Annotated in this window: 14 protein-coding genes; all 14 read right to left on the minus strand. The window is 35.8% G+C overall.

Annotated features, from left to right (window positions below; genetic code table 11):
- Positions 1-43 precede the first annotated feature (43 nt).
- Positions 44-2,095, minus strand: coding sequence for a RagB/SusD family nutrient uptake outer membrane protein (locus AC2A1D_RS13685; protein ID WP_484044149.1), 2,052 nt, complete (start codon positions 2,093-2,095; stop codon positions 44-46).
- Between the two features lie 19 nt (positions 2,096-2,114).
- Positions 2,115-5,156: a SusC/RagA family TonB-linked outer membrane protein gene (locus AC2A1D_RS13690; RefSeq protein WP_484044150.1), complete on the minus strand. Its 3,042-nt coding sequence runs from the start codon at positions 5,154-5,156 to the stop codon at positions 2,115-2,117.
- A 345-nt stretch (positions 5,157-5,501) separates the two neighbouring features.
- A complete protein-coding gene (gene rhaM, locus AC2A1D_RS13695; protein ID WP_484044151.1) occupies positions 5,502-5,816 on the minus strand; it encodes an L-rhamnose mutarotase in 315 nt (104 codons plus the stop codon).
- A 7-nt stretch (positions 5,817-5,823) separates the two neighbouring features.
- The gene (gene rhaT, locus AC2A1D_RS13700) at positions 5,824-6,912 is read right to left on the minus strand and encodes an L-rhamnose/proton symporter RhaT (RefSeq protein WP_484044152.1); all 1,089 of its coding nucleotides are present in this window, start codon (positions 6,910-6,912) and stop codon (positions 5,824-5,826) included.
- Positions 6,913-7,101: 189 nt separating this feature from the next.
- A complete protein-coding gene (locus AC2A1D_RS13705) occupies positions 7,102-8,067 on the minus strand; it encodes a hypothetical protein (protein ID WP_484044153.1) in 966 nt (321 codons plus the stop codon).
- Positions 8,068-8,293: 226 nt separating this feature from the next.
- Positions 8,294-10,084, minus strand: coding sequence for a hypothetical protein (locus AC2A1D_RS13710; protein WP_484044154.1), 1,791 nt, complete (start codon positions 10,082-10,084; stop codon positions 8,294-8,296).
- Positions 10,085-10,111: 27 nt separating this feature from the next.
- Positions 10,112-11,269: a glycoside hydrolase family 88/105 protein gene (locus tag AC2A1D_RS13715; protein WP_484044156.1), complete on the minus strand. Its 1,158-nt coding sequence runs from the start codon at positions 11,267-11,269 to the stop codon at positions 10,112-10,114.
- A gap of 134 nt (positions 11,270-11,403) precedes the next feature.
- Positions 11,404-12,183: an SGNH/GDSL hydrolase family protein gene (locus tag AC2A1D_RS13720; protein WP_484044157.1), complete on the minus strand. Its 780-nt coding sequence runs from the start codon at positions 12,181-12,183 to the stop codon at positions 11,404-11,406.
- 249 nt (positions 12,184-12,432) lie between these two features.
- Positions 12,433-14,307, minus strand: a complete 1,875-nt coding sequence (locus tag AC2A1D_RS13725) for a rhamnogalacturonan lyase (protein ID WP_484044158.1) — start codon at positions 14,305-14,307, stop codon at positions 12,433-12,435.
- Positions 14,308-14,603: 296 nt separating this feature from the next.
- The gene (locus AC2A1D_RS13730; RefSeq protein WP_484044159.1) at positions 14,604-15,407 is read right to left on the minus strand and encodes a DUF4350 domain-containing protein; all 804 of its coding nucleotides are present in this window, start codon (positions 15,405-15,407) and stop codon (positions 14,604-14,606) included.
- 142 nt (positions 15,408-15,549) lie between these two features.
- Complete coding sequence (locus tag AC2A1D_RS13735) at positions 15,550-18,318, minus strand: glycosyl hydrolase (RefSeq protein ID WP_484044160.1); 2,769 nt, start codon at positions 18,316-18,318, stop codon at positions 15,550-15,552.
- 162 nt (positions 18,319-18,480) lie between these two features.
- Positions 18,481-19,803, minus strand: coding sequence for a rhamnogalacturonan acetylesterase (locus AC2A1D_RS13740; RefSeq protein WP_484044161.1), 1,323 nt, complete (start codon positions 19,801-19,803; stop codon positions 18,481-18,483).
- Position 19,804: 1 nt separating this feature from the next.
- Positions 19,805-22,660 (minus strand): glycoside hydrolase family 2 TIM barrel-domain containing protein, encoded by a 2,856-nt coding sequence (locus AC2A1D_RS13745; RefSeq protein WP_484044162.1) that lies wholly within the window; start codon positions 22,658-22,660, stop codon positions 19,805-19,807.
- Positions 22,657-24,033: a rhamnogalacturonidase gene (locus AC2A1D_RS13750; protein WP_484044163.1), complete on the minus strand. Its 1,377-nt coding sequence runs from the start codon at positions 24,031-24,033 to the stop codon at positions 22,657-22,659. The genes AC2A1D_RS13745 and AC2A1D_RS13750 overlap by 4 nt, the downstream gene beginning before the upstream one ends.
- Between the last annotated feature and the right edge of the window lie 74 nt (positions 24,034-24,107).

The following is a 24,107-nucleotide window of genomic DNA, read 5'->3' on the forward strand; positions in this document are numbered from 1 at the left end:
AAATATTAAATTATTAGTATATGTTATTGGTGTTTATTTTCTATTAATAACCAGGAAGTTGTGTAAGATTTGGATTATCAATCATTGGATGACCAACCGAAAGCGCCGCAAAAGGCAACAGTTCTGTTTTATTTGGAACAAAGCCATAGAATAAGCCATCTCCTCCACCTTCAATCCAGTTTGGATAAACGCCGCCATTTTCTGCAGAACCTGTTGGTTTAGTATAAATGATAGCACCTATCTGCAACGCATTGAAACCGCCAGTAAACCCTACTGCTTTTCTTGCATTTCCATTGAAAGTACTTGTGTAAGCTTCAAACATTCTTGCAGGATACCATTTATCACCCGCCGCAACGGTTTGTCCATTTGCTGTAACTATACCTGCTAAAGTGGTTTGATATGCTGCGTAATTTGCTGAGCTGGTTGGAACTGCAGAAGCTGCCGCAATCTGCGCGGGATTTGTAAGATCTATATATTTTACTGCCAAAAACGGATCTCCATAGACTTGTGCGTTTTTCTCGAATTTATAAAGACGTAAAGTTGGTGTTGTAGAATATGGACCGGTTTTATCCGAAAGATTTTTCATTGCTTGTCTTGTTGCCAAAATCTCACTTTGAAGTTTATTCATTCTGATTAAATCTGTACGGAGATTAAATTCACCCGCAAACTCCCATTTACGCTCCTGAACAATAGCTTGTTCAAATGCGCTCTGTCCTGTTGGGATAGGCAAAGAACCAATTCCGGCACGGTTTCTCACTTGTTGTAAAGCAGCTACAGCCGCACTTGTAGGCCCACCATTTAGATAATTTTGAGTTTCGGCATACATTAGTAAAACATCAGAATATCTTAGGACAGGGATATTGAGATTACGTCCGTCTGCAGCTTGTGGGGCTACACACCAACCCATTCTAAACTTACCAGCCATTATACAAGAAAATGTTGTTCCTACATTCACCCAAGTATCTGTCGCCGCACCTGCATTTAAAAAATAAATACTGTATGAAGTACAAGAAACATCTCTACGAGTATCGCCTGGGTTAAAAGATAAATAATAAGTAGGAAGAATAAATTGTAATGCTTTACGCGAACCATAGGTTCCGCCACGAGATCCCTCCATTGCATAAACCCCAAAGGCAGAGTTTGTGTTGGGACCATATTCTGCAATATGCCATAACATTTCGGGGTTTGTTACTGCAAATTTTCTTTGATCAAAATTAAACCATAGCGCTTCAAAACCACTTTTACCACCTTGCGCCTGTACCAAACTGTTTGTACCTCCGTTGATTACCGTTGCTGCCGCATTATCAGCAATCTGATACAATTGCTGTACTCTTGCATTATCTGAACGTCTCGACATGGTACCCGGAGTAGAAGTATTTAAAGGCCAACGTAAAGAATACCCCGCCGCGTACAAAGCAATTCTTGCAAGCAATGCATAACCGGCTGGTTTTGTTAAACGTTCTGTTGTAGTACTTGTAACAGGAAGATCATTTACAGATGCTTGCATATCTGCAATTACACGATCGTAAATTTCGTCTCTAGAAGCTCTCTTTGGGTACAAAGTATTAGGATCATTAGGATCTGCATCTTCCAATGGAATCCAAACTGCAGGTACATCTCCGTATACTCTAATAAGGTTGTAGTAGCAAAATGCTCTAATAGCTTTTACTTCTGCCAATAATGCATTACGTTTTGCACTGGCTTCCATGGTGCTTAATCTCGCAATGGCAATATTTGTTTTTTCAATACTAGAATACATTGCTGCGTAGATACCAGTAACCGTATTTGGGGTTTTAGCATCATACTGATAATTGCAAATATTATACTTTGAGTTATTGGTAGAGGCATCTTCTGCCGAATGAATTACCGTATCTCCGGCTCCTAGCTGATAATACATTTCTGTAGGAATCAAACCTCTATAGCAACCCTGTACAAACAAATCGGCTGTATCTAAACTGTTGAAAACAGTATCGGTATTTGTAATATTATACGCAGGCTGATCTAAAAAATCTTCGCTACAAGAATTTGCAATTTGTGAGGCAATCAAGAGAGAAGGAACAATAAGCAAATTTTTAATAAAAGTATATTTTTTCATGACTTCAAAAATTAGATAATTAGAAAGTTAAATTAATACCCAAAACATAACTTCTCGATCTTGGGAAAGCAGAAGTGTCATATCCTGGTGTTACGGCAACGTTTGCAGCAGCTGCAACTTCTGGATCATATCCCGAATAACCTGTAATTGTTGCAAGATTATTTACTGTAACATAAATACGTGCATTACTTAATGCCACATGTTGCAAAAACTCTCTGTTTAAACTATACCCTACTGTCAATTGAGCGATTCTTAAATAAGAACCATCTTCCACATAATATGATGATGGATAGGTAATGTTGGCTGTATTAGAATTACTTAAACTCCAGGTACGAGATCCTTCGTCTGGGTTTAGTTCTTTTAATCTTGCCAAATTTGTCGTAGCCTGCCCTGTAACAGGATCTATAAGACGATAATAATTTTCACCAAACTCGGTAGGCGCATTTTGATACAAAGCATAAGGGCTTAAACTTTGCTTTGTCGCGTTATAAACATCGCCTCCAACAGAAAATTTCATAAATACAGCCATGTCAAAGCCTTTATATGAAAAATTGTTGCTGATTCCTCCAATAAAATCTGGGGTTCCGTTTCCAATTTTAACTAATTTTCTTGTAAATTGATCTCCCGCCTCGTTGTCTGCCGCGAATTTCATATCTCCTGGTTTAGGAGTTCCACTTGCAGGTTTTACAACACCAGGTTTTAAAGTAAGTGCTCCATTAGATGCCTGTGTAAAATCATCCGTTGTATAAATACCTTGATAAACGTATCCATACATATCCCCTAGTTGCTCTCCAACGGTCGCATAATACGTTACAACCCCTGCTCTATTGCTTCCTTGGCTAAATGTTTTGAAAGGATAACCATCTAAATAAAGAACTTTCGATTTATTGAAACCAATATTCGCATCAGTTGTCCATTTAAATGATTCAGATTTAATGTTAATAGTATTCAAAGTATACTCCATACCACGGTTTCGGATACTTGCGATATTTTTATATTGTGTAGAATACCCGGAAGAAACAGGTAAAGAAGCTGGAAGAAGTAATCCATTCACATCATTATTATAAAATTCTGATGTTAATCTAATTCTGTTATTGAATAACGCTAAATCTAGACCCAAGTTCTTCGATTTCATTTCTTCCCACTGAAGATTAGGATTCCCCACCGTGCTGCTTGTAGTATAAGCTGGGTTTCCCGGTGTATTGTTGATAGGATAATCTGTTAAAATCAAATTGGTTGTATACAAACTATTGGAAATATCATTATTCCCTGTCACTCCATACTCAAACCTGAATTTTAAATCATTAATTATATTATTGATTTTACCATTCTGCCAGAAATTTTCTCGAGACAATCTCCACGCAAGGGCAAAAGAAGGAAATAAAGCATATTTGTTATTTGGCCCAAACTTAGAAGACCCATCGGTACGAAGAGTTGCCGTAAACAAGTAACGATCTGAATACGTATAATTTACTCTCCCAAAATAAGAACTCAACGCATTGCTTGAATGCCCTACATCCTTATCGGCAACAGTAGCATTTCCAATATCATCTAAACCATAATTAAATAATGGAAATTTTATGAGTCTCATACTATTGCTTTCAGATTCCTGATAGATCGCTTCTTGCCCAATTAGCGCATTCACTTTATGTTTTTCTCCAAAAGTCTGGTTGTATGTTACGGTATTGGTAATCTGGTATCGGTAGTTTTCTGAATTGCCAATACTTCCGTTAATCCCTGTATTTACAGGATCCGTGAGGTAAGCTTTAGAATTAGCATCTGCAAACGAGGTAGATTTGCTATTTGTCCACGCATATGAACCCGCAGTTCTGAATGTGAAGTTTTTTAAGAAATCTATCTCCAATCCTGCATTCGCTACAAACTGTCTGAACCTTCTGTTTGAGGTTGATGCCTGAGTTTCAATAAAAGGATTTTCTGTATCGTAACCAGAGTCTAAAGCTGAAAAATCGCCAAAAGTCTGGGTATTGTATAATTGATCGTCGGTAAACTTCGTTCCGCCGGTTATTGGCTGAAGAAGAATTTTTTTCATTCCAGAATAAGCACCGCCTCCGTTGGTTGAAGTAGAATTGAACGTAGAGTTAAAATCTATACGAAGTCCTTTTCGCAATTCAGAATTTATATTGGCGCGGAGAGAGTTTCTGGTTTCGCTTGTATTTTGTAGCAAACCATCTTGTTTATTATAGTTATAACTAATGAAAGCCTGCGTTTTATCCGTCCCCATAGAAACATTAAAGTTCTGATTTTGGGTAGTACCTGTTCCGCCAAGCATTTTCTCTTGCCAATCTAATGCGTTTGCAGAGCCGTATCTATTGCTAATTCTGCTGAATACCCCCGTATAAAAACCTGGAGAATCTGTGGCTAAGCTATTATCAAAAATATTACTCCATTGTGTCGCTTTTCCTCCTAATTGTGCCAATTCATACTGATATTTCACATATTGCTCTGCATTCGAAAGCATGTCCAGCTTTTTAGAAAGCATATCAAATGACATGAAAGAATTATAATTAATGGTAGTTCTTCCTTTTTTACCAGTTTTTGTCTTAATTACAATAATCCCGTTAGAACCACGAGCTCCATAAATTGCAATTGCAGATGCACCTTTCAAAACATCAATACTTTCTATATCATTTGGGTTAATAATATTTAAAGCATTATCTAGCTGAAAACCATCTACAATATATAAAGGTTCCGTTCCTTGTGTGATAGATGCACCCCCACGAATGGTAACATTTGCACCCGCTCCCGGAGCTCCTCCAGAAGTTACAATATTAAGACCCGCAGCTCTGCCCTGTAATGCCTGAACCGCGTTCATCGCAGGAGTTGCAGCGAGATCTTTTGCAGAAACTGAAGAAACCGAACCCGTAAGATCAGATTTTTTCACTTTACCATACCCTATTACCACGACTTCCTCAATGTCTTTGGTATTGCTTGTTTTTACAGAATCACCTGGCTTCTGCTGTCCGAACATAAAGCCAGACGCCAGCAAAAACAGCGGAGCGATAAGTGGCTTAAAATTCTTGTGTTTAACTTTAATCGACATATATTAATTTTTTTTTACTTTAGAATGTGTACGAAAAGTAGTTCCTTATTAAAAAATGAGCATCCTGCATTATCCTGCATTACACAATTCGCAATTACAAACCATAATTAAAACAATTTTACATTAATTTAACATTATTGATGCACTCTACATCAAAATAATTTACTTGAATTGAAAAAATAATATTTGATAAAAACATGACATCCGTCATATTTCAATAGTAAATTCACAAAAAAACTAGGCGTTGCATAAAAAAAGACGAATCTTTTGGAAAGAATCGTCTTCGGTTGTTAATTTTAACTCTAAAAATATGTTACTTTAATATGAAATTCTTTTAATGAAAGTTTAGTCTAAATGAAAAACCTGTTTCAGGGAAATACTTACTGGTGAAGCATCTTCATTGGTTTTCATGATGTCTTTCATGTAGTTCCACCATTTTTTCATGATGGGGTCCAGAGGAAGATTTTTATATTTTTCGTCGTCGTGGCATTCTAAAACTCCGAACAAAACCATCGTTTCTTCATCCAAAAAGATAGAATAATCTGCCACTCCCGCTTGTTTTAAAAGCGTTTGTAGTTCTGGCCAGATTTCGTTGTGGCGTTTTTCGTATTCTGCTTCGCAACCTTCGTTTAGAAACATTTTAAAAGCGAGTTTCTTCATCTTTAATTTATCTTAAAGAATTACCATAACCCACAATCAGGATAGAGACAAACATCACCAACATTCCAACGGCAATTGTGGTGGTTGTTTTTTTAGAAACGCCTTTCCATTCTTTAATGATGATTCCCCAAAGGTTGGCAATCAAAATAATAAATGCCATGTGCAAAATCCAAGAACTTGGGCCGTTCCCCATTTTACTTTCTCCCATTCCGTAGAAGAAGAATTGAAGAAACCACATTGTTCCTGCCAAAGCGCAGAAAATAATATTTGCTAAAACAGGTACATTTTTTTTACTGTAATCTGTGTAAGATTTATTTTTAAATGAAAGATAAAGACAGCCGATAAGGTTTGTAGCCATCCCTCCCCAAAGTACAACAACGTAGGTTACATTGTTTTGAAAAAGAAACTCGCCTTGTCCCGGATTGGCTGCTTTCCACAAATCATTAGCAATAATCGCCATTGGTTTTCCTGCTTCTAAACCGAAGTTGAAACAAGCACTCAAAACCCCAGAAATAATAGAAACAATTAATCCTAAACCGAATTTGTATTCTGTTTTCACTTCCATTCCGTGAGGATCCATAGAATCGGTTTTCAGTTCTTTTTCTTTCATCATTCCTGCTTTTCCGCTAATGATGATTCCAACTACGCAAACCAAAAGTCCCAAAAGAACCATTTTTCCCCAATCGCTTGAAAGCATTAAACCAATATTATCTTTCCCGTCTTGTGGAGAAAATTCATAGTAAATAGACGGAAGCAAGGCTCCAAAAATCATACAAAGCCCAAGAATAATGCTACTTCCTAAAGCAACACCCAAATAACGAACGCCCAAACCGTAAGTAAAACCACCAATTCCCCAAAAAGCTCCAAACAGAAAGGTAAGTCCTAAAATTGATGAACTTTCACTCTGAATAATTTCCCAAAAGTTAGGAATCGTAAGAAATGCTGCCAAAGGAGGAACGATAATCCAAGAGAAGATACCGCCAATCAACCAATAGGTTTCCCATTGCCATCCTTTCACTTTCTTGTACGGCAAGTAAAAACTTCCCGAAGAAAAACCTCCTAAAAAATGGAAAATAACTCCCAGTAATGCATTCATAATTTATTCTTATTGATTGATGTTGAAAATTACCAAGATGAAACTGATTGCGCATCTTGTAGTGTCATGTATTAAATATTTTTGTGAAAGATAAGGCCGTGGATTGGAAATCCGTAACATTGGATAAAAATTTAAAGAGTTTTTAAAAGGAAAAGTCACACGATACAATCGTGCGACAGCGATTTTTTTTTACCCATTGAAGTATTCTTTTACTTTAAAAATATAAGCAAGTTCTTTTCCCGATAATGAAAATTCTGATTCGTATGAAGTTAAACTGTTTCTTTTTAGTTCGATTAAGATTCCTGGAATTTTGCTCCAATTAATCTTAATTAAATTTTCAGCAATTTCTAATGGTATTTTGAGATAGATTTCGAGTTTATTTAAATTTTTTTTGATTTTTAAGTTTTTAAATTCAGTTTCAAACTCTGACATTAAATAATTATACTCATCAGAAACTTCATCTATATTTAGATTGCCTTTTGAAACTTCATTAATCCATTTTATTAACGTATAATATCTTCGCTTATTATCATTGTCATTTTTAAAATCAATAACTTCGTCTAATGAAAAGCTTTCGGAAGGTGTTGGAATTTGGTCTAATACAAATCTAATAACCGTCGATTTTTTTTCTTCTTTAAAATCAGTGAAATCATTTACTAACGGTATGATTGAATTTGGATTATTAATTTCTAAAAATGATTTTGATAATCTTAGATGTGCATCCGCAAATTTATCAAATTCATTAGGTAAATTTAAAAAATTTAGAAATCCTGATTTGTAATTTTTTTCTAATAAATCAACTGCTTCTTGATAAGTTTTTTGAAATTTGTTATAAAAATAATCATATTCTGAAACATTCTTTAGCAATACTTTTTTTTTCTCAATATTAATATTAGAAAAGTTGTTATGATTTTTTCTAAATGCATTAAAATCAAATTCTTTTAAAATTCGTTTTCTCTTTAAAACACTTTGAGCAGATGAAATTTCACTAAAAATTTTAGCATCGTGATTTACAAGTTTTGAAATATTTTCTAAAAGTTTTTGGTGCAGGAAATCAATGTATGGATCATAATATAATTCATCAAAAAATAAAATCTCTCTTTTAATATTTCTTAATGTTTGAGAGTTCCAATTCAATATTGCCGTTTTTCTCATAAAATATCGCCTAGCTTTCATCTTAACGCATCGCGTAAAGTCATTGGATTGTCACATTGCATTAATCCAATCTATATTTTGTCTAAAACTAATGAAATAAAAAATAACAGCAAATTAATTTTTATCCCCATTGGAATATTCCTCTTGTAAAAAAATTTATAAACTTGCTCAAAATAAAAAAACTCGCAATACAATTGAAAGCGAGGTTTAATTTTTTCGTGATCTATTAATAATGCGTATGATTTACGACGGTATTTTTGAGATACATCATATCTTTCTTTTTGTCTTTTCCAGATTTCGTGGCGGTTTTGCTGCCCCAGATTCTGAGAAAACCGTTGCTTAGGGTAATTACTTCTTCGGCTCCGTTGCCAGAAAAATCAAACATGTGAAAGACCGGGTCTGGGAAAAAGAGTTTTCCTTTTCCATCTTCTCCAATTTTGAATTTATACCAAAAAAGCTGCTCGTCTTTGCCGTTCCAAAGTCCTTTTACAAAGTCTGGATTTCCGTTGATAGGATTTCCCGGCCATTTAAAAAGAAAATCTCCTTCCTGATTAAACCAATACAACTGGCTCGAAAGATAAGGCTCTCCCAAAGAACGATTTCCGTACGTGCGACCTCCTGCAACGACTTGCAAACCGGGATAAGCTTTCAAAAAATGTCCCACCTGAATTTGTTGGGTGTGTTCGGCAACGTTTTGCCAAATGATTTTGCCCGTCATTCCGTCGTAGACAAAAATTCCGGCTTCGCTGTTGGCGGTTACCAAATCCGTTTTTCCGTCTTTATTGATGTCGGCAAATTTATAACTGTCGGCGTGGTCGTGGTTATCCGGAAGCAAATCGAAACGGTTCCAGATTTCTTTTCCTTCGGAATTCAACAAAAGAGAACCTACCAAAACCTCATCAATCCCGTCTTTATCAAGGTCTATCGGGTAAATATAATGTCCTAAATTATCTTTTTTGCGTTTTTCGGTGTGTTGCCAAAGTTGTTTCAGCTCACTGTTAAAAACATTTACATTAATGGTGTTTCCAAAATCTGTAAGAACGGCAATTCCGTTCGGGCTTTCTTTGGTAAATTTCCCAATCGCCAATCTGAAATTATTATACACATGCGGAAGCGGCTCTGTTGGCCATTCTGTTTTCCGTTTTATAGCTCCGGTTTTACCATCTGCCATTACAAGCCACTCTTTTCCGTCGATTATTTGCCAATGCAAAACCTCATCTTTTCCATCTTTATCGAAATCCCAAAGTACGCCGGGAGCTTCAAATTCAGACCTTTCTTTGGTGTATTCTTCGGGCGCAATCCATTCCCAAAGTTGTTTTCCAGTGTTGTCAAAAACATGAGCAGAAAAATTTCTTTCCAACACAAGGAAATCTGTTTTCCCGTCTCCATCTACATCTCCAAATTTCACCGCATTAGACTGCGGAATTTTGTATTCTTTAAGCAACTGAACATCGTGATTAAGCTGCTGAGATTTAATATCATTTTCACCAAGTCCTGGATTTTTGCTTAATGCAAGAACATCAAACATGGCTCCGGGATTAATTCTTGTGATTTTAATATTGTTAAGTCCCTTTTTTAGGCTAAAACTATCCGCTCTTTGCCATTGTAATGCCGACTTGCCAAAAACGTTTTGTGAAACTTTATCATTTACAGCCACTTTAAATGAACTCTTTGGCGTTCCGCTGCTGCGTACAAAAAGATAGTAATCTCCGGCTTCTTCAACATTAATTTTCGCCATTAAATTAGTTTCAGAATTCAATAAAATTCCGGTATTATTGAAGAGCCAATTCTGTTTCTGCTCTTCTGCGGTGGTTACGTAATTTCCTTTAGGAATATCATCTAAAAAATCGGATGCAGGAACAACAATCGTTTCGCCAGAAACTTTTTGAGCATCTACAAAATGTGTAGAAAAAATAAGTGCTATGAAAAAACACTTTCTTAATTTATGATTAAACCAATTCTTAGCTTCAATGTGTTGAACTAAGAATGTGCATCTTGTAAGACTTGTATTCTTCATAGCAGTTATTTTATTTTTTGAAATAAATTATTTCAATTTATAGACTTCGCTTGCCGCTAAAAGCACACAACCTAATCCGTAATCTTCAAAATCCGGAACTTTATCAATTGCTAAAGGCTGTCCGTCTTTTGGTTCTTTCCCTGTTCCTTGAACCCATGCTAAAAATCCGTTCGGCTGAACTGAATCTTTTGCAATCGCATTCCAAGCTTTTATTACGATGGGTAAATACGTTTTTTTGTCAATCAAACCTTTGTTGATTCCATACGCCATTCCGTATACGAAAAGTGCAGTACCTGTTGTTTCTTTACCTCCATAATTATTAGGGTCGTGAAGACTTGCATTCCAAAAACCGTCTGGTCTTTGTACTTTTGCGATAGCCGCCAACATATTTTTATAGTCTTGCAGATATTCTTTGTAATGAGGATCAGATTTTGGCGTATCATCTAAAGTTCTTACCAAGGCTGCAACTACCCAACCGTTTCCGCGGCTCCAATAGCAATCTTCACCATTTGGCTCTTTGTAAGGCGGAACAAAATCTTTATCTCTCCACCAAAGTTGGTCTTTAGGATTGTACAAACCGTTTCCACCATGTTTGTATTTTGTGTAGGCATACATTTCGTAATTTCTGTCGAAATATTTTTGTTCACCAGTAACTCTCCCTAATTTTGAGAAAATAGGCATACTCATTTGAAGCGCATCAATCCACCACCAATCGTCTAATTTATTGGTTGCCATCATGCTATCAATAGAAGCTTTTACGAATTTTATTCTCTCAGGATTTTTCTTTCCATCGATTTCATAAAGGTCGATGTAGGTTTGTCCACAAGCTTGGTTGTCTGCATTTCGGGTGTATGTACCTCTCATCATATCCCAGTTGTGTTTCTGTGACCAATCTAATGCATAATTATAAAACTCTTTTTTCGGATCTACTTTGTACAAAGCCATTAAACCTTCGTAGTACACCGCTCGAGTCCAAAGATTACTTGGTCTTTCTTTATTTACAAAAGTTGGTTTTCCCGGGTCTGGCCATTTGTTCATAAAATAGGTATTGGCTCTTTCCGCAACTGCCAAAACTTCTTTTTTATTTGGAAGTTCAGATTTCCCGCTTGCCGATTTTTGTGCTGAACAGGAAGTAATTCCTCCCAAAATCAGAGCAAAAAGGCTTGCTGTTAATAGGTTTTTCATAAGTAGATATTTATTTTTCTATTGAATTAGTGAACACAAAGTGCACAAAGCTTTTTTTTAAAAGCACATTGGTTTGTTTCATAGAGCCGCTTCGCTTAGAGAAGACCATTGCGAAGAAGCAATTTGTTATGATATTATTTTATATACTTCTTCAGCTTGCAACCTTTTAAACCTTTAATGCCTTTGGTAACAAGTTCTGCGTTTAAGATGGCTCCTTCTTTATTCGTGTGTGTGTGGTCTTTCGGGAAGAAAGCTTTTACATTTTCAGCACCCATTTCCTGATATTTTTCAATAACCATAGTGTTTAGGTCTAAAAAATAAGCACCAGTTTGCTTCGCAACTTCTTGCGCCCAAACTCCATATTTATCTTTTCCGATTTTCCCTTCTTTGTTAAAATCATTTCTTGGAATTGGCGAAACGATAATGGGAATTGCACCTTTTGCTTTCGCATCATTAGCATATTTACGCATGTAATATCCGTAAGTATAAACAGTTTCGTTTACTTTTCTGATAGGGTTATAAATGTCCTGAGATTCATTCCCGATTCCTTTAATCGTTCCTCTTGCGCGTAATGTATCCGCCAATTCGCCACCGTCGTTGTGCCCAAATTGCATCAATACATAATCTCCTTTTTTAATGGTTTTCATAATAGAATCCCAACGACCTTCGGTAAGAAAAGTCCTACTGCTTCGTCCTCCTTTTGCGTGATTTTGAATTTCAATTTTGTCTGTATCCAAAAACATATTCATAAAACTACCCCATCCCCAAAGAGAATCGGCTCCTGTCCCTGAACCATTTTGAACCGTAGAATCACCAATAATATATAAAACTGGGTTGCTGTTTTGAATTTTCTGAAATGATGCTGCAATCATTATAACTAAAGCAACAATTGGAAGTAAGAATTTTATTTTCATAAATATTTATTTTTTTTGAACACTAAGTTCCCAGAGTTTTCTACTTAATTTTATTTGTTTCACAAAGCCGCTATCGCTTATATAAGTTCAGTACGAAAATCTCTGATTTTCAAAACTTATGTCTTCTTTTAAAAAGCCGAATCACAAACTTAAAATAACTAATGCGTTTAAAATCTTTTGTGACTTTTGACTTCGTCGAAATAACATTCATCGACTGAAAGTAGATAATTTCAGATTTGTGGTTAAATTCTATTTCTTTTCCACAAAAATATTCGGTTGCGGAATTTCTTTTACCGATTCATCCAAATAATAATCGGTATGCGGCGGTTGATTGTACCCTACATTTTGCCAAACAATACTCAATCGATATTGCGGATTGTGCATCAAAGTGTACAATCTATGATTGGTAGGAATTGTTGTGCTAAAAATTCTCAATTCTTTATTATCAGAAGTTCTATACATCAATTCTTCTCGCCAATCTCCAAACAAATCGGCAACAAGAGCTGGGTTTTTCTTGGTTCCGTTATTCCATTCACATTGGTAAGTTTTTGCATCAAAAATCAGATTAGATTTTGATTTTTTCCAATCCCATTTTGAAACATTTGTTCCATCTAAAATTTCACTTAAAAAATCTCCATCCCAATAGATTCCCATATTTGCAACAGGATTTTTTTCAGAGATTTTTTTTCCTTTCGCATCGTACATTCCTTTCAAACCAGCACCTGAAGCCCAAGATTCAGAACCTTCAAAACGAGGGTCTACATTCAGAGACAAACCTCTTCCCGGTCCTTGAAATTTACTTTCCTTACTGTAAACTGTTGATGGCAACTTCCATAAGACTTTTCCTGTTTTCCCGTCTCGGAAATGCGCTCCTGCATCATCAAATCTTTCCTGAATATCAAAAATTTCCAACCCCGGATTTGATGGGTCTAAATCTCCCACATGCAAAGCATCACCATGACCAAAACCTGTACTGTTCAAAACTTTTCCGTTGTCATCTACCGTCATTGCGCCAAAAACGATTTCGTCTTTTCCGTCATTATCTACATCTGCAATGGTAAGATTATGATTTCCCTGTCCGCGATATTGTTTGTTTTCTTCAGAACTTTCGGTATCGAAAAGCCAACGCAAACTCAACTTTTTATCTTTAAAATCCCAAGCTGCGATTGCTGTTCTTGTGTAATATCCTCTCGACATAATCACACTCGGAGTTTTCCCGTCGAGGTAAGCAACTGCGCCTAGAAATCGGTCGATACGATTTCCTTTGGCGTCTCCCCAAGTTTCTATCATATCTTCATCGGTAGGATTTAAACTTTTTGAAGACCTTGGAACTTGATAGTTGACAGTGTTAATTTCTTCACCCGTTAATCCATCAAAAACAGTTAAATATTCTGGCCCAGAAAGAATAAAACCATTTTCGTTTACATAATTTTTTGTGGAATCTCCTATGATTTTACCTTTGGAATCTTTGCTTCCATCGGCAGTTTTCATCACGATTTCAGCTTTTCCATCTTGATCAAGATCATACACCAAAAACTGTGTGTAATGCGCTCCTTCCCTTATATTTTTGCCTAAATTAATTTCCCACAAAAACTGCCCATTCATTTTATAAGCCTGAATAATCGGCGGGTCTGTTTCTCCTTTCTGACTGTTGTCGTGCGACCGTCCGGTTTGATGTAGAATAATTTCGTATTCACCATCGCCATCCAAGTCAGCAACAGAAGCATCATTCGGGGTGTAACCTTCCGGAGTTTTTAAGGGAATTGAAAAATATGGTTTTTGATTCGCTGTATATTTCGCAAAATCTTGGTCTACATCCTGATTTTTGGTATTCGATTTTACAAAATAGGTGTAGTTTTTTCCTTTGTCGGCTGTTTTATCTAAAAAATTAGTTTCATGTTGCAAAGGTTTGCTATTCAGTTTTTTTTTCTGATTATTTTCGACACGATACACATCGAAATGCGTATATTGAGCCTCTGTTCCCAACAAACGCCAACTTACAAAGACGCCATTTTCTGCAGGAATTGCAACAATTCCTCTTTTCAGATATTCCATTTGTCTTTGGGCAGAAAATAACTGCGACAAAAAAATGGCAGAAGTAATGAATATGTATTTGATTTTCATATTTAAAATCTTTTGCTTTATAAGTTTTGGCTAAAGCCTAATTTGATTTTCATCTTTTTAAACGGGCTAAAGCCCGTTCCTATTGATTCTAATCCTTGTCAAGGTTTTGAACCTTGACAAGGATTTTTGCGTTGAATCTTTCGCAGCCCGACCTGAGTGGAGCTCTTTTTGCCGGAGCAAAGCGGAGACAAAAAAGCGGGAACGGAGGGCGGATTAAGCTGCCCAAACCTAACGAAGTGGTTCGACGAAGTCAAATAATTCTAATCCCCAAAATTCAATCGATTACATTGCTTGTTTTATTTTTTTGAAGCTTGCTTGAGTAACCATTTTACCCAATCTTCTGTTCCTTCGTAATTCGAAAAATCTTCTGTAAGCTTCTTTCCATCGATGTATTCGTTATAACACCATGGATCTCCCAACGCGAAAACAGTACCTTTCCCGACTTTTGCAATCGCTCCAATTGTTTGGTTTTGAGCGTACAAAAATGGCTTCGCAGGCGCTTTTGCCGTGATGGTACTTACTTCCTTCATATATAATTTGCGCTCAGCAAAAACTTCGTTGCCGGCTTGAACGTTTACCGCTCCTTTTTGAAACTCTCTTCCTTGAAGTCTATTGATGCTATCATCGTTGAAAGTCACTCCGAATTCTTGCGCCAATTTGTTGAAGTTTACAAACTCCGAATTGCCGTTATCGTTACTCATTAAGACTAAAACGCCTCCGTTTTTCACCCATTTTACAACCGTTTTGATGGTTTTTGCATCCATTAGATTGGCTTTTCCGCCGTACGCTTCTTTGTCGATATCTGGGTCTACAATAATGTAAATGTTGGCATTTTTCAAATCTTTTTTAGACGGAGCTGTTGTTAAAGTTGAAATTTCGGCGCCTTGTTTTTGGAAAATTTGTCCTAATAAAGAAAAACCGCCATTGGAAGTATCATTCCAGGTGTAATGCCAAGATTCTAATGCTTTTGTTTCTTTATTTTCTTTTTTCTCGTTGTTGAAAAAATTATCTAAAACAACCTTTGTTTTGTCTTGTGCATTAGAAAATCCGAATGTAAAAAGTGTTCCTAATGCTAATGTTTTTACGATATTCTGCTTCATATCTATTTATTTTTAAATTATTTGTTGGTTTATCGCGAAGCCGCAAGTTAATGACAAAAAAACTTTTTTACAGCTCAAAGATTTTAACTTTAATAAAATTATTCTAGCATTTCCTCAACAAATAATGTTATAATTTCTTTTCTTATTTTGAATAAAACACAGGAATTAATTCAACTCCGTCTCCTAAACCAGAAGTTTGTACTTTCCAATTGGAAGCGTCGAAAGGTTTATAATCGATGTTCACAAAATTGATTTCGTGATAATTTCTCCACTGAATTTTATTTTGGTCCATATAACGAATTCGGTTTGCCATTAGGTTTGAAACCTCAATTTCGATGGTATTTTTTCCTTTTTTCAAATATTTGCCAACGTTAATTTCAAACGGAAGACTCCACACAATTCCTGCATCTTGTCCGTTGATGATTACTTTTGCACTTTCGTACAATTTTGGAAGTTTCAAAATAAAATCATCGGCTTTTTGCTTTAATTTAAACGATGTAGAATATACTCCAGTTCCTGAAAAACTTTGTGTAGAAGCATCTTCTGTAAAATTTGTCCAAGGTTGAAGATATTCTAAAGTTCTCGTTTTTGGAAGTTCTGGACCGCCTTCCTTGAACGTCAGTTTCCAAGCTTGATCTAAAACAATCGGTGCTTCAGTTTTTTCGGTATAATACCAATTGGGAATTGATGTATAAATGTTTTCTGTATTTTTTATAATCATAGATTCACCCGATTTCAACTGAACCCTTACCGAATTATTTTGCGTTTCGGCAAGTCCGTATTTTCCGTTTTCAGGATTCATCAATATAACCTGTTTTCCAATAAAATTCAATGGAATGTTCTGATTGATTTCTTTCGATGTGTGATTAACTACATAATAAAATGTACCTTCATCAAACCTTCTTCTTACGAATTTCAAACCTGTATCAGTCAGTTTTTCTCTTTCGATTTTTAAATATTCTAAAGCTTTTTCCACTTCAGAACTCAGGATAATTTTACCCTTTTCGATGTTGGCAACTTTTAGGTTTCCAGTATTTTGAAAAGGAATTTGAGCCCATAAAGATTGCAGCTCGTTTCTTCTTTTTTCAACTTCATAATTCCCGGGAATATCTTTTGGAGCCGACTGAAAAATCACAGAAGCTCCATTTTGAGCCAGATTTACAATCTTTTTTAAGGTAGATTCAGAGAAATACGTCAATTCAGGAATGATTAAAACCTTGTAAGAACTTCCATTTTTTGCCACCTGAATATTTTGGTTTTCAAATTGTGCTTCGCCAATCATTTTATCCGAAACCATATCCAAAGAATAGCCTGCTTTACCCAATTTTTCAAGGTTTTTGTAGAACGCAGTTGGATGCAGCCATTCTTCAATATTGTGAATTCTGAAAGGAATATCTTTTCCTTTTGGATTCGCCCATTGGTCATAAATTGGCCAATACATCAAGATTTCATTGTCGGATTTTCCGCTTTGCAAAACAGATTGCGTTCTTTCGATATAAGAGTTTAACCCTTTAATATTCGGCCATAAAGAATTTTCCGGAACGAAATTTACCGACGCGTAAAAAAGCCAACCCGGAAACTGCACATCTGCCGGAGAATAGGTTGTCCCGTGATAAAAAACGTGATTAATTCCCGATAAAAATACTTGCTCAACCTCTGGTTTTGCCTGCGACCACGATGTTTTGAAATGCTCTGTAAGCCAAGTAAAAGTTTCATTAGAAATCAAAGGTTTGCCTGTAACATTCGCTGCCGAAGAAGCAAATTTTAGCATATTGATATCTGGGTCAACATTTCGAACATCAGAACTCTCGCGTCTTAATCCTTGAATGTCGAATTTTGTACTTCCGAAAGTTTCAGATTCTGGAATATCGACAGCAGCATATAAATCCAGCAAATTTCCTGGCGAACCATGCGCCTGATTGGTATTTTTTGAGTTTTTAGAATGTGACCAATTGGTAAAATTGATGGTAAAATGATTCAAAATCAAATCATTCATCGTCTCACGATAATCAGATTTTATTCTACTGGTTGTTTCGTTTACTTCATCACTCACCAAATATTTGATGAACGGACTTAAATCGTACCCTCTTCTTTTTCTGAATTCTTCTTTGAAATCTGGCGTCCAATCTGCATTGTACACCTCATAACTATCATTAAAAAACGAACGCAATCCATAGTTTGAGTTTCCAAATGCATTATCGAAAGTTTTAAGATAATCTTTGGTTGCATCGGGCGAAAAATGGTCTAGCGTAAATCCTTCTCCACCAGGAGCGGCACGTTTTACTTTTTGTAAAGTTTTACCTGAAAAAACTGCATAAATCTTCCAGTTTCCAGAAGCAGGTTTCCAGTTTAAAGTACCGTTTTCAGCTACTTTATCTGTGATTACAATAGCTTCATTTTTCTCGTTGTATACTGTAACAATATCGAGTTTTGAAGATTTTAAATCTTTTTGTTTTTCGTCTTTTAAAACTATTTTTTCTAAAAATTTTTGATTGGATTGAAGCTCGTACGTTTGCACAATCATTTTTGTTGCAGCATCGTTTTCACTTACTTGCGGACCTCCAATTGGCCATCCTGTTCCGACTGCCATATCAACACCCATGTTCAAACTTTTAGCTTTATCTGTGGTAAAACGAAGCATCTTCAACCATTCTGGAGAAAGATATTTCAGGTATTTGTCTTCAAAACCTTTTGCACCATAAATCGGAACGATTTCTACCCCTCCAAAACCTGCTTGAGAAAGTGTTATAAGTTGTTTATCGAGTCCTTTTTCATCAACTGCGCTTCCCATCCACCACCAACGCGTCCAAGGTTGAGCAGTGTTGGTCGCTTTTGGCCACGGATTTTGTGCGGAAAGATTTCCGAATGCAAAACAGATAACACTAAGTTTGATTATGTTTTTAATTTTCATTTTTAACTTTTTATTTTTAACCACAGTTTAAATTAACCACAACAGTCACAAAAGTTTTTGGACGTAATTGTTATTTTAGTTTGTGATTCGGCATTTGAGAAGAACGTATTTTCTTTTGAAAATCATTTTTTTCAACTCTTACTGCGCCCTTTCAGGGCTTTTTTAATTTCCATCAGGTTTTAAAGATTCCATAAAAACAGATTCTGGCCAATGGAATTTTTCAATATCGTCGGGTTTATTGGGGTTGAAATTTTTATAGTTTTTAGAAATGTATTTTTTTAACGGTAAATTTTGGTCAGCAATAGATTTCACGACACATTTAGCCAATTCATACGCTCCATAAGGGTTAAAGTGCGTATCATCTGCCAAATCATTAGGTTGATAAGGATAAGAATTCGCAGGATAATGCACAAAAGCTTTCTTTGCAGCTTCCGGGCCCATCGCTTCAAATAAAGTTTTGCTTAACGCATTCAAATCAATTAAATCTACCTTTTCTTCTTTGGCAATTTCTCTCATTGCAGTTGGGAAATCATCCAAAGTATTGACTATTTTGTTGTTTTCATCAAAAACTCGGCGATTCATAGAAGTCACCAAAACCGGCGTTACTCCTAGTTGTTTTGCTTTATCAATCCACTCTTTTAACCGCTTTCTGTAACCCGATTTGATGCTGTTTCCCGCCTTTTGGTCGTTGTGCCCAAATTGAATAAACAAATAATCTCCCGGTTTCATTTTGTTCCAGATTTTATCGATTCTATGGCGGTCTTCGAAGGCTTTCAAAGTTTCACCACTTTCGGCATAATTGGCAATCACCACATCATTCGGATTGAAAAAATACGGTAACATTTGTCCCCACGACGCCCAAGGTTCGTATTGTGCATCTACAACGGTAGAATCTCCAGTTAAATAAATTGTTTTTGCTTTTGTATTGGGCTGAATGGTAACTGCGCAAACTTTCGGTGCTTTATCGTTGAATTCAATCGTCAACATACTGTCCCAATGAAGATATCTTCTTTCTCTCGGTTTTAATTTTACAACACCGATTCTTTCGCCTTGTTGATTGCGTATAATACTGTCTTTTACGTGAACGGTGATTTGTTTTTCTACAATTTGCCCTTCTTTTGTTTTTACATCATTTAACATCAAACGGCGGTTTTCTACGCGAACTGTTGTTTCAGAACTTCCTTTTTTATCACCTAAAGTTAAATGAATATCATAATTTCCTTCCGGAATCGCCACCGAAAAATAAAACGGTTTATTGCTTGTAATGTAATCTCCGGTTAAAGCATTTCCTCCATTATCCACAGTTTTCAGTCCAGAAATATCCATAAAACCGTACCCTAATTTTTTATCAAATTGCGAAGTTGATGTAATTGGAATAAATCCTTTTTCGGTTCTTTCTCCTCCAAAATCAAACTGAAAACTCTTTTGCTGCGCAAAAAATAGCGAAGCAAGGAAAATCATCAAAAACTGTATTGAATTTTTCATTTTAATCTGTTAAAATATTAGTTTCAGGCATTGTAAACTGCTTTTTTTCATCCCCTAAATCAGGCAAACCAAAGTAGAAATACAAGGTTCTTTTATATTTTCCGTTCAAATGATTGGACTCGCTTTCTACTCCTAAAGATTCGGTATTATTATTAATGTTAAACGCCAAGACCGTTCCCAATGGCGGAATTGCATCTAAAAAAGAGATATTTCCAGGAGGCAATTTTGGAAAACCTTCAGCTCCGTAAATTCCATAAAAATCAAAAAGTCTGACGAACATTTTTTCGTCTTTTGTTCCGACCGTCAGTTTTCCTTCTGCTGTGTCTAATTGCAACCAAGAAACATCATCAAAATAGCCTTTAAACTCTGGATAAATCCAAGGTGATTGACCCGTTCTTGTTGAATTTTTCAGGCTTTGCCAAACATTGTAGGTTTGTCCTTGTGTACGGTTTTTCCAAACGTGATAAGGTCCTTTTCCAAGCCATTTTGCATTGATGACATAATATTCTGGATAGTCGAAACTCACCCCAGAAAAAGCATAATCTCCAGAAAGCGAATATTCGTAAGTCAATTCTAAAATTCCGTTAGAATTCAGTTTCCAAATCAATTGATTTCCGTGTTTGTAATGAACTTCAACCCCTTGATTTCTCCCTTCGGTAAAAGTTTTTATCGAAGTCAATTCCATTTTTCCGTTCACGAAAACAGGTCCGTTGTTAAAACTCATTTTTTTGCCTTTTTTATCGACAATAACTGATTTTAGCAAACCATCTTTCTTACCAATTGTAAATTCTTTTTCGTCTGCTTTTAAAATAAATTCAGCATCATTTTCCACAACATTTACAGAAAAATCTTTGGCTGCATTTGTAGAAAATTGTTCAAAAACCTTTTGATTAGAAGAAATTCGCCACGTCCAAGTATAAATTTCTTTTCCGAAAACATCTGTTGCTGTTAAAAATAAAGCATCGTTTTCTCTCCAGTTTAAAGGAAGATTTAGATTGATATTTCCTTTTTGAACCGGAGAAATATTTGGTGAATCAACGTTTCCTTTTTTAACTAAATCAAAGCCAGATTCTGCATCAAAAGCATTTTTAAACTTCACCAATTTCCATTCGAAACGGCAATCTTTCAAATTTGTAAAATGATAACGATTTTCGACAGGAATAATTCCGTTAAAATCATTTGGCAAAGATTTCAAATCAATTTTTACCGGACTGTAAATTTCCCGAATTGCATAAAAACTGCCTTCTTTTTCGCGATGTGGTCCTAAAATTCCATCCGGCGCATTAATCGCGTTTACATCAATCTGATTGTTGAAATCGGTTCTCACCAAACCTTCATCTACAAACGCCCAAATAAAACCTCCCGCTCCTTTTTTGGAGTTCCAGTGAAGCTCCCAGTAATCAGCTAAAGAAGTTCCGCCACCACCGTCGTCTTGCGCATGAAGAAACTCGGTTGGCATGTAAATATTTTCGTCTTCAAGAATTTTTTTTGTGCTGTAATAATCTTCGTAATGATTGCAATCGATACCATTGAAAGCATTTCCGGGTTTATGATGCGCGTGAATTACAGGACGGTTGGACAAGTCGTATTTTCCAAACTCGGCATCCAAATCGAAATTGTGACCGCCTTCATTTCCGTTGCTCCAAAAAATAATCGATGGATGATTGGCGTCTCGCACAACCATTTCTTTCACGAGCTTTTTGCCAACTTCTGTACTGTATTTTTTTTGCCAACCTCCCAATTCGTCTAAAACATACAAACCAAGCGAGTCGCAAATCTTTAAAAATGATTTATTTGGCGGATAATGCGAACAACGAACAGCATTCATGTTCATTTCTTTGATAAGCTGAACGTCCATCAAATCGATATCTTCCGTTACCGCTCTTCCGGTTTCCGGCCACCAAACGTGTCGGTTGATGCCTTTCATTTTTACTTTAGTTCCGTTGATGAAAATTCCGTCGCCTTTTCGGATTTCAATGGTTCTAAAACCAAATTTTTCTTCCGTTTGAAAAATCTCTTTTTTGTTTTTGTATAAAGTGAATTTTGCTTTGTACAAATTAGGCGTTTCCGCAGTCCAAAGTTTTGGATTTTTAACCGAAAACTGAATCTGTTTTAAAGAATCTCCTTTTTGAATCTGAACCTGAGATTCGCCCACCAAATTATTTTTAGCATCAAACAATTCTACTTTTATATTGTTCGCAGAACTAATTTCATTTAACTCAATATTTGAACGGAAAGTTCCGTCTGCTTTGGCATCAATTGCTACCCAAGAAATATTTTCTTTCGGACTTGCCTCGAGATAAACAGGTCTGAAAATTCCGCCTAAAACCCAATAATCCGCCAAACGTTCTGCATTATTTACCGAAGCATCTGCAGACATTTTTGAAACTTTTACTTCGAGAATATTTTGTTTTCCAAATTGAATTTTATCGGAAATATCATATTTAAATTCATAAAAAGCACCTTGATGAGTTTTTCCGGCAGATTTTCCGTTGATTTTCACTTCAGTATCGGTCATTGAACCTTCAAAAACGATGTTGATGGTTTTTCCTTTCCAGGAATTCGGCACAGAAAATTGATGTTTATACAGACCCATTTCATCATTAAACTTGAAATTTCTTCCGTACGTTACATAATCCCGACCATAATTATACGCTCCAAAACCTTGTTGCTCCCAATGAGAAGGCACTTGAATTGTGCTCCAATTTCCAGCTTTTCGCCCTCCGTTAATCCAAAAATCCCAGGTTTTTGTACGCAACGCATCTTTCCCGCTCAGAAACTGAATTTCCCGAAATTGCGCCTGTAACAATTGTGAACATAGGCAAAGTAGAACGAATATTTTGGAAGCTAATTTCATTTTGCAGAAATATCTGAATCGTCTTTTTTGTCGTAAGATTGAGAAAGAGAAGCCACTTTTGTAACGCTAACTTTCGTCTGCTTCAAATTTTGAATGGCTTTAAGATTTTCTTCTTCTGGTTTTAATGCTTTGATTTTTACATTTTCGAAAGTAAAATCTTTCAACGTATATAAATCTGATTTTTCAACAGAGAAAGCTGTTTCGCAAGAAATATCAATATTTTTTAAAACTACGTTATTTGCCAAACCTTCTTTGGGTTTTGCTTCGCCTTTCAAATCAAAAAACTGGTTCCAACCTTTTACATATAAGAAAGTTTTTACATTTCCTTTGATATTTTCGAGTGTGATGTATTCATAATGTTGAGGCGTATCGGGACGCATTTTTAAGTGTAATAATCTTGAAGCATCCTTCACCGTAGAATTTCTGAAAATAATATTATAATTGTGAATAGATTCGCTTCCGCAAGTTAATGCAGAATGACAAAAACCGTATTGATTATCTTCGATGATGATGTTTCTGTTTTCACCGTTATTAGGGTCTGTATCAGCTTTTGGACCTTTCCCTCCTTTCAACGCAATAGCGTCATCGTTTACGGACATATAACAGTTTTTAACCAAGAAATTAGAACAAGCATCAATATCAATGGCATCTGTACTTGGCGCTTTTACAGGTTCTTTTGGTGCAAGAATCGTAAGATTTAGCAATTTTACGAATTGACTTTTATAATAATGTGTGCTCCAAAACGGTGAATTTTTAACGGTAATTCCTTCAATCTGAACATTTTTAGAATTTGAAACATAGATAATTCTTGGTCTCATTTCGTCCATATTGGTACATTTAGGATTCCATTCGCGTCTTTTCCAGAAAGACTTCCAGAATCTAAGACCATTTCCGTCGAGCGTTCCTTTCCCTGAAATCGTAAAACCATCTAAATTATCTGCATTAATTAAAGCGGGAAAATATTTTACCGTCTGACCTTCCATTCTCGTGGTAACCACTGGAAAATCGTTGATATCGTCGCTTCCTTTTAATTTTGCTCCGTTTTCTAAATGTAAATGCGTCCCTTGTTTGAAGAAAAGCGAACTGATAAGAAAAGTTCCTTTCGGAACGATGATAACTCCACCTTTTTTTGAAGCTTCATCAATAATACTTTGAAGTTGTTTGGTTTGAAGAATTGTAGAATCGTTCTTCACTCCAAAATCGGTAATTAAATATTTTTTACCTAATATATTAATGTCTGTTGGTTTATTTTCTTTAAACCATTTCGGGATTACCGTTCCATCTGGAAATTTATCCTGACTTTTAAATTCGGTAGAAGTAAAAACTAAAATGGCTAATGAAAAAAGAAGCTGTATTTTATTTTGAAACGTCATAATCACTTACTGTATATTTTATTTTCTGCGCCTTAAAGCTAGCAATTAAAAATATACATTTTAGCAGCATACAG

This window comes from Chryseobacterium sp. HNCC26DJ239 (assembly GCF_057180445.1).

Excerpts from the sequence above, each read along its gene's own strand:
- AC2A1D_RS13710 (WP_484044154.1), bottom strand. The coding sequence starts at position 10,084 with ATGAAGAATACAAGTCTTACAAGATGCACATTCTTAGTTCAACACATT.
- AC2A1D_RS13685 (WP_484044149.1), bottom strand. The coding sequence starts at position 2,095 with ATGAAAAAATATACTTTTATTAAAAATTTGCTTATTGTTCCTTCTCTC.
- AC2A1D_RS13730 (WP_484044159.1), bottom strand. The coding sequence starts at position 15,407 with ATGAAGCAGAATATCGTAAAAACATTAGCATTAGGAACACTTTTTACA.
- AC2A1D_RS13725 (WP_484044158.1), bottom strand. The coding sequence starts at position 14,307 with ATGAAAATCAAATACATATTCATTACTTCTGCCATTTTTTTGTCGCAG.
- rhaM (WP_484044151.1), bottom strand. The coding sequence starts at position 5,816 with ATGAAGAAACTCGCTTTTAAAATGTTTCTAAACGAAGGTTGCGAAGCA.
- AC2A1D_RS13750 (WP_484044163.1), bottom strand. The coding sequence starts at position 24,033 with ATGACGTTTCAAAATAAAATACAGCTTCTTTTTTCATTAGCCATTTTA.
- rhaT (WP_484044152.1), bottom strand. The coding sequence starts at position 6,912 with ATGAATGCATTACTGGGAGTTATTTTCCATTTTTTAGGAGGTTTTTCT.
- AC2A1D_RS13740 (WP_484044161.1), bottom strand. The coding sequence starts at position 19,803 with ATGAAAAATTCAATACAGTTTTTGATGATTTTCCTTGCTTCGCTATTT.
- AC2A1D_RS13690 (WP_484044150.1), bottom strand. The coding sequence starts at position 5,156 with ATGTCGATTAAAGTTAAACACAAGAATTTTAAGCCACTTATCGCTCCG.
- AC2A1D_RS13745 (WP_484044162.1), bottom strand. The coding sequence starts at position 22,660 with ATGAAATTAGCTTCCAAAATATTCGTTCTACTTTGCCTATGTTCACAA.
- AC2A1D_RS13735 (WP_484044160.1), bottom strand. The coding sequence starts at position 18,318 with ATGAAAATTAAAAACATAATCAAACTTAGTGTTATCTGTTTTGCATTC.
- AC2A1D_RS13720 (WP_484044157.1), bottom strand. The coding sequence starts at position 12,183 with ATGAAAATAAAATTCTTACTTCCAATTGTTGCTTTAGTTATAATGATT.
- AC2A1D_RS13715 (WP_484044156.1), bottom strand. The coding sequence starts at position 11,269 with ATGAAAAACCTATTAACAGCAAGCCTTTTTGCTCTGATTTTGGGAGGA.
- AC2A1D_RS13705 (WP_484044153.1), bottom strand. The coding sequence starts at position 8,067 with ATGAGAAAAACGGCAATATTGAATTGGAACTCTCAAACATTAAGAAAT.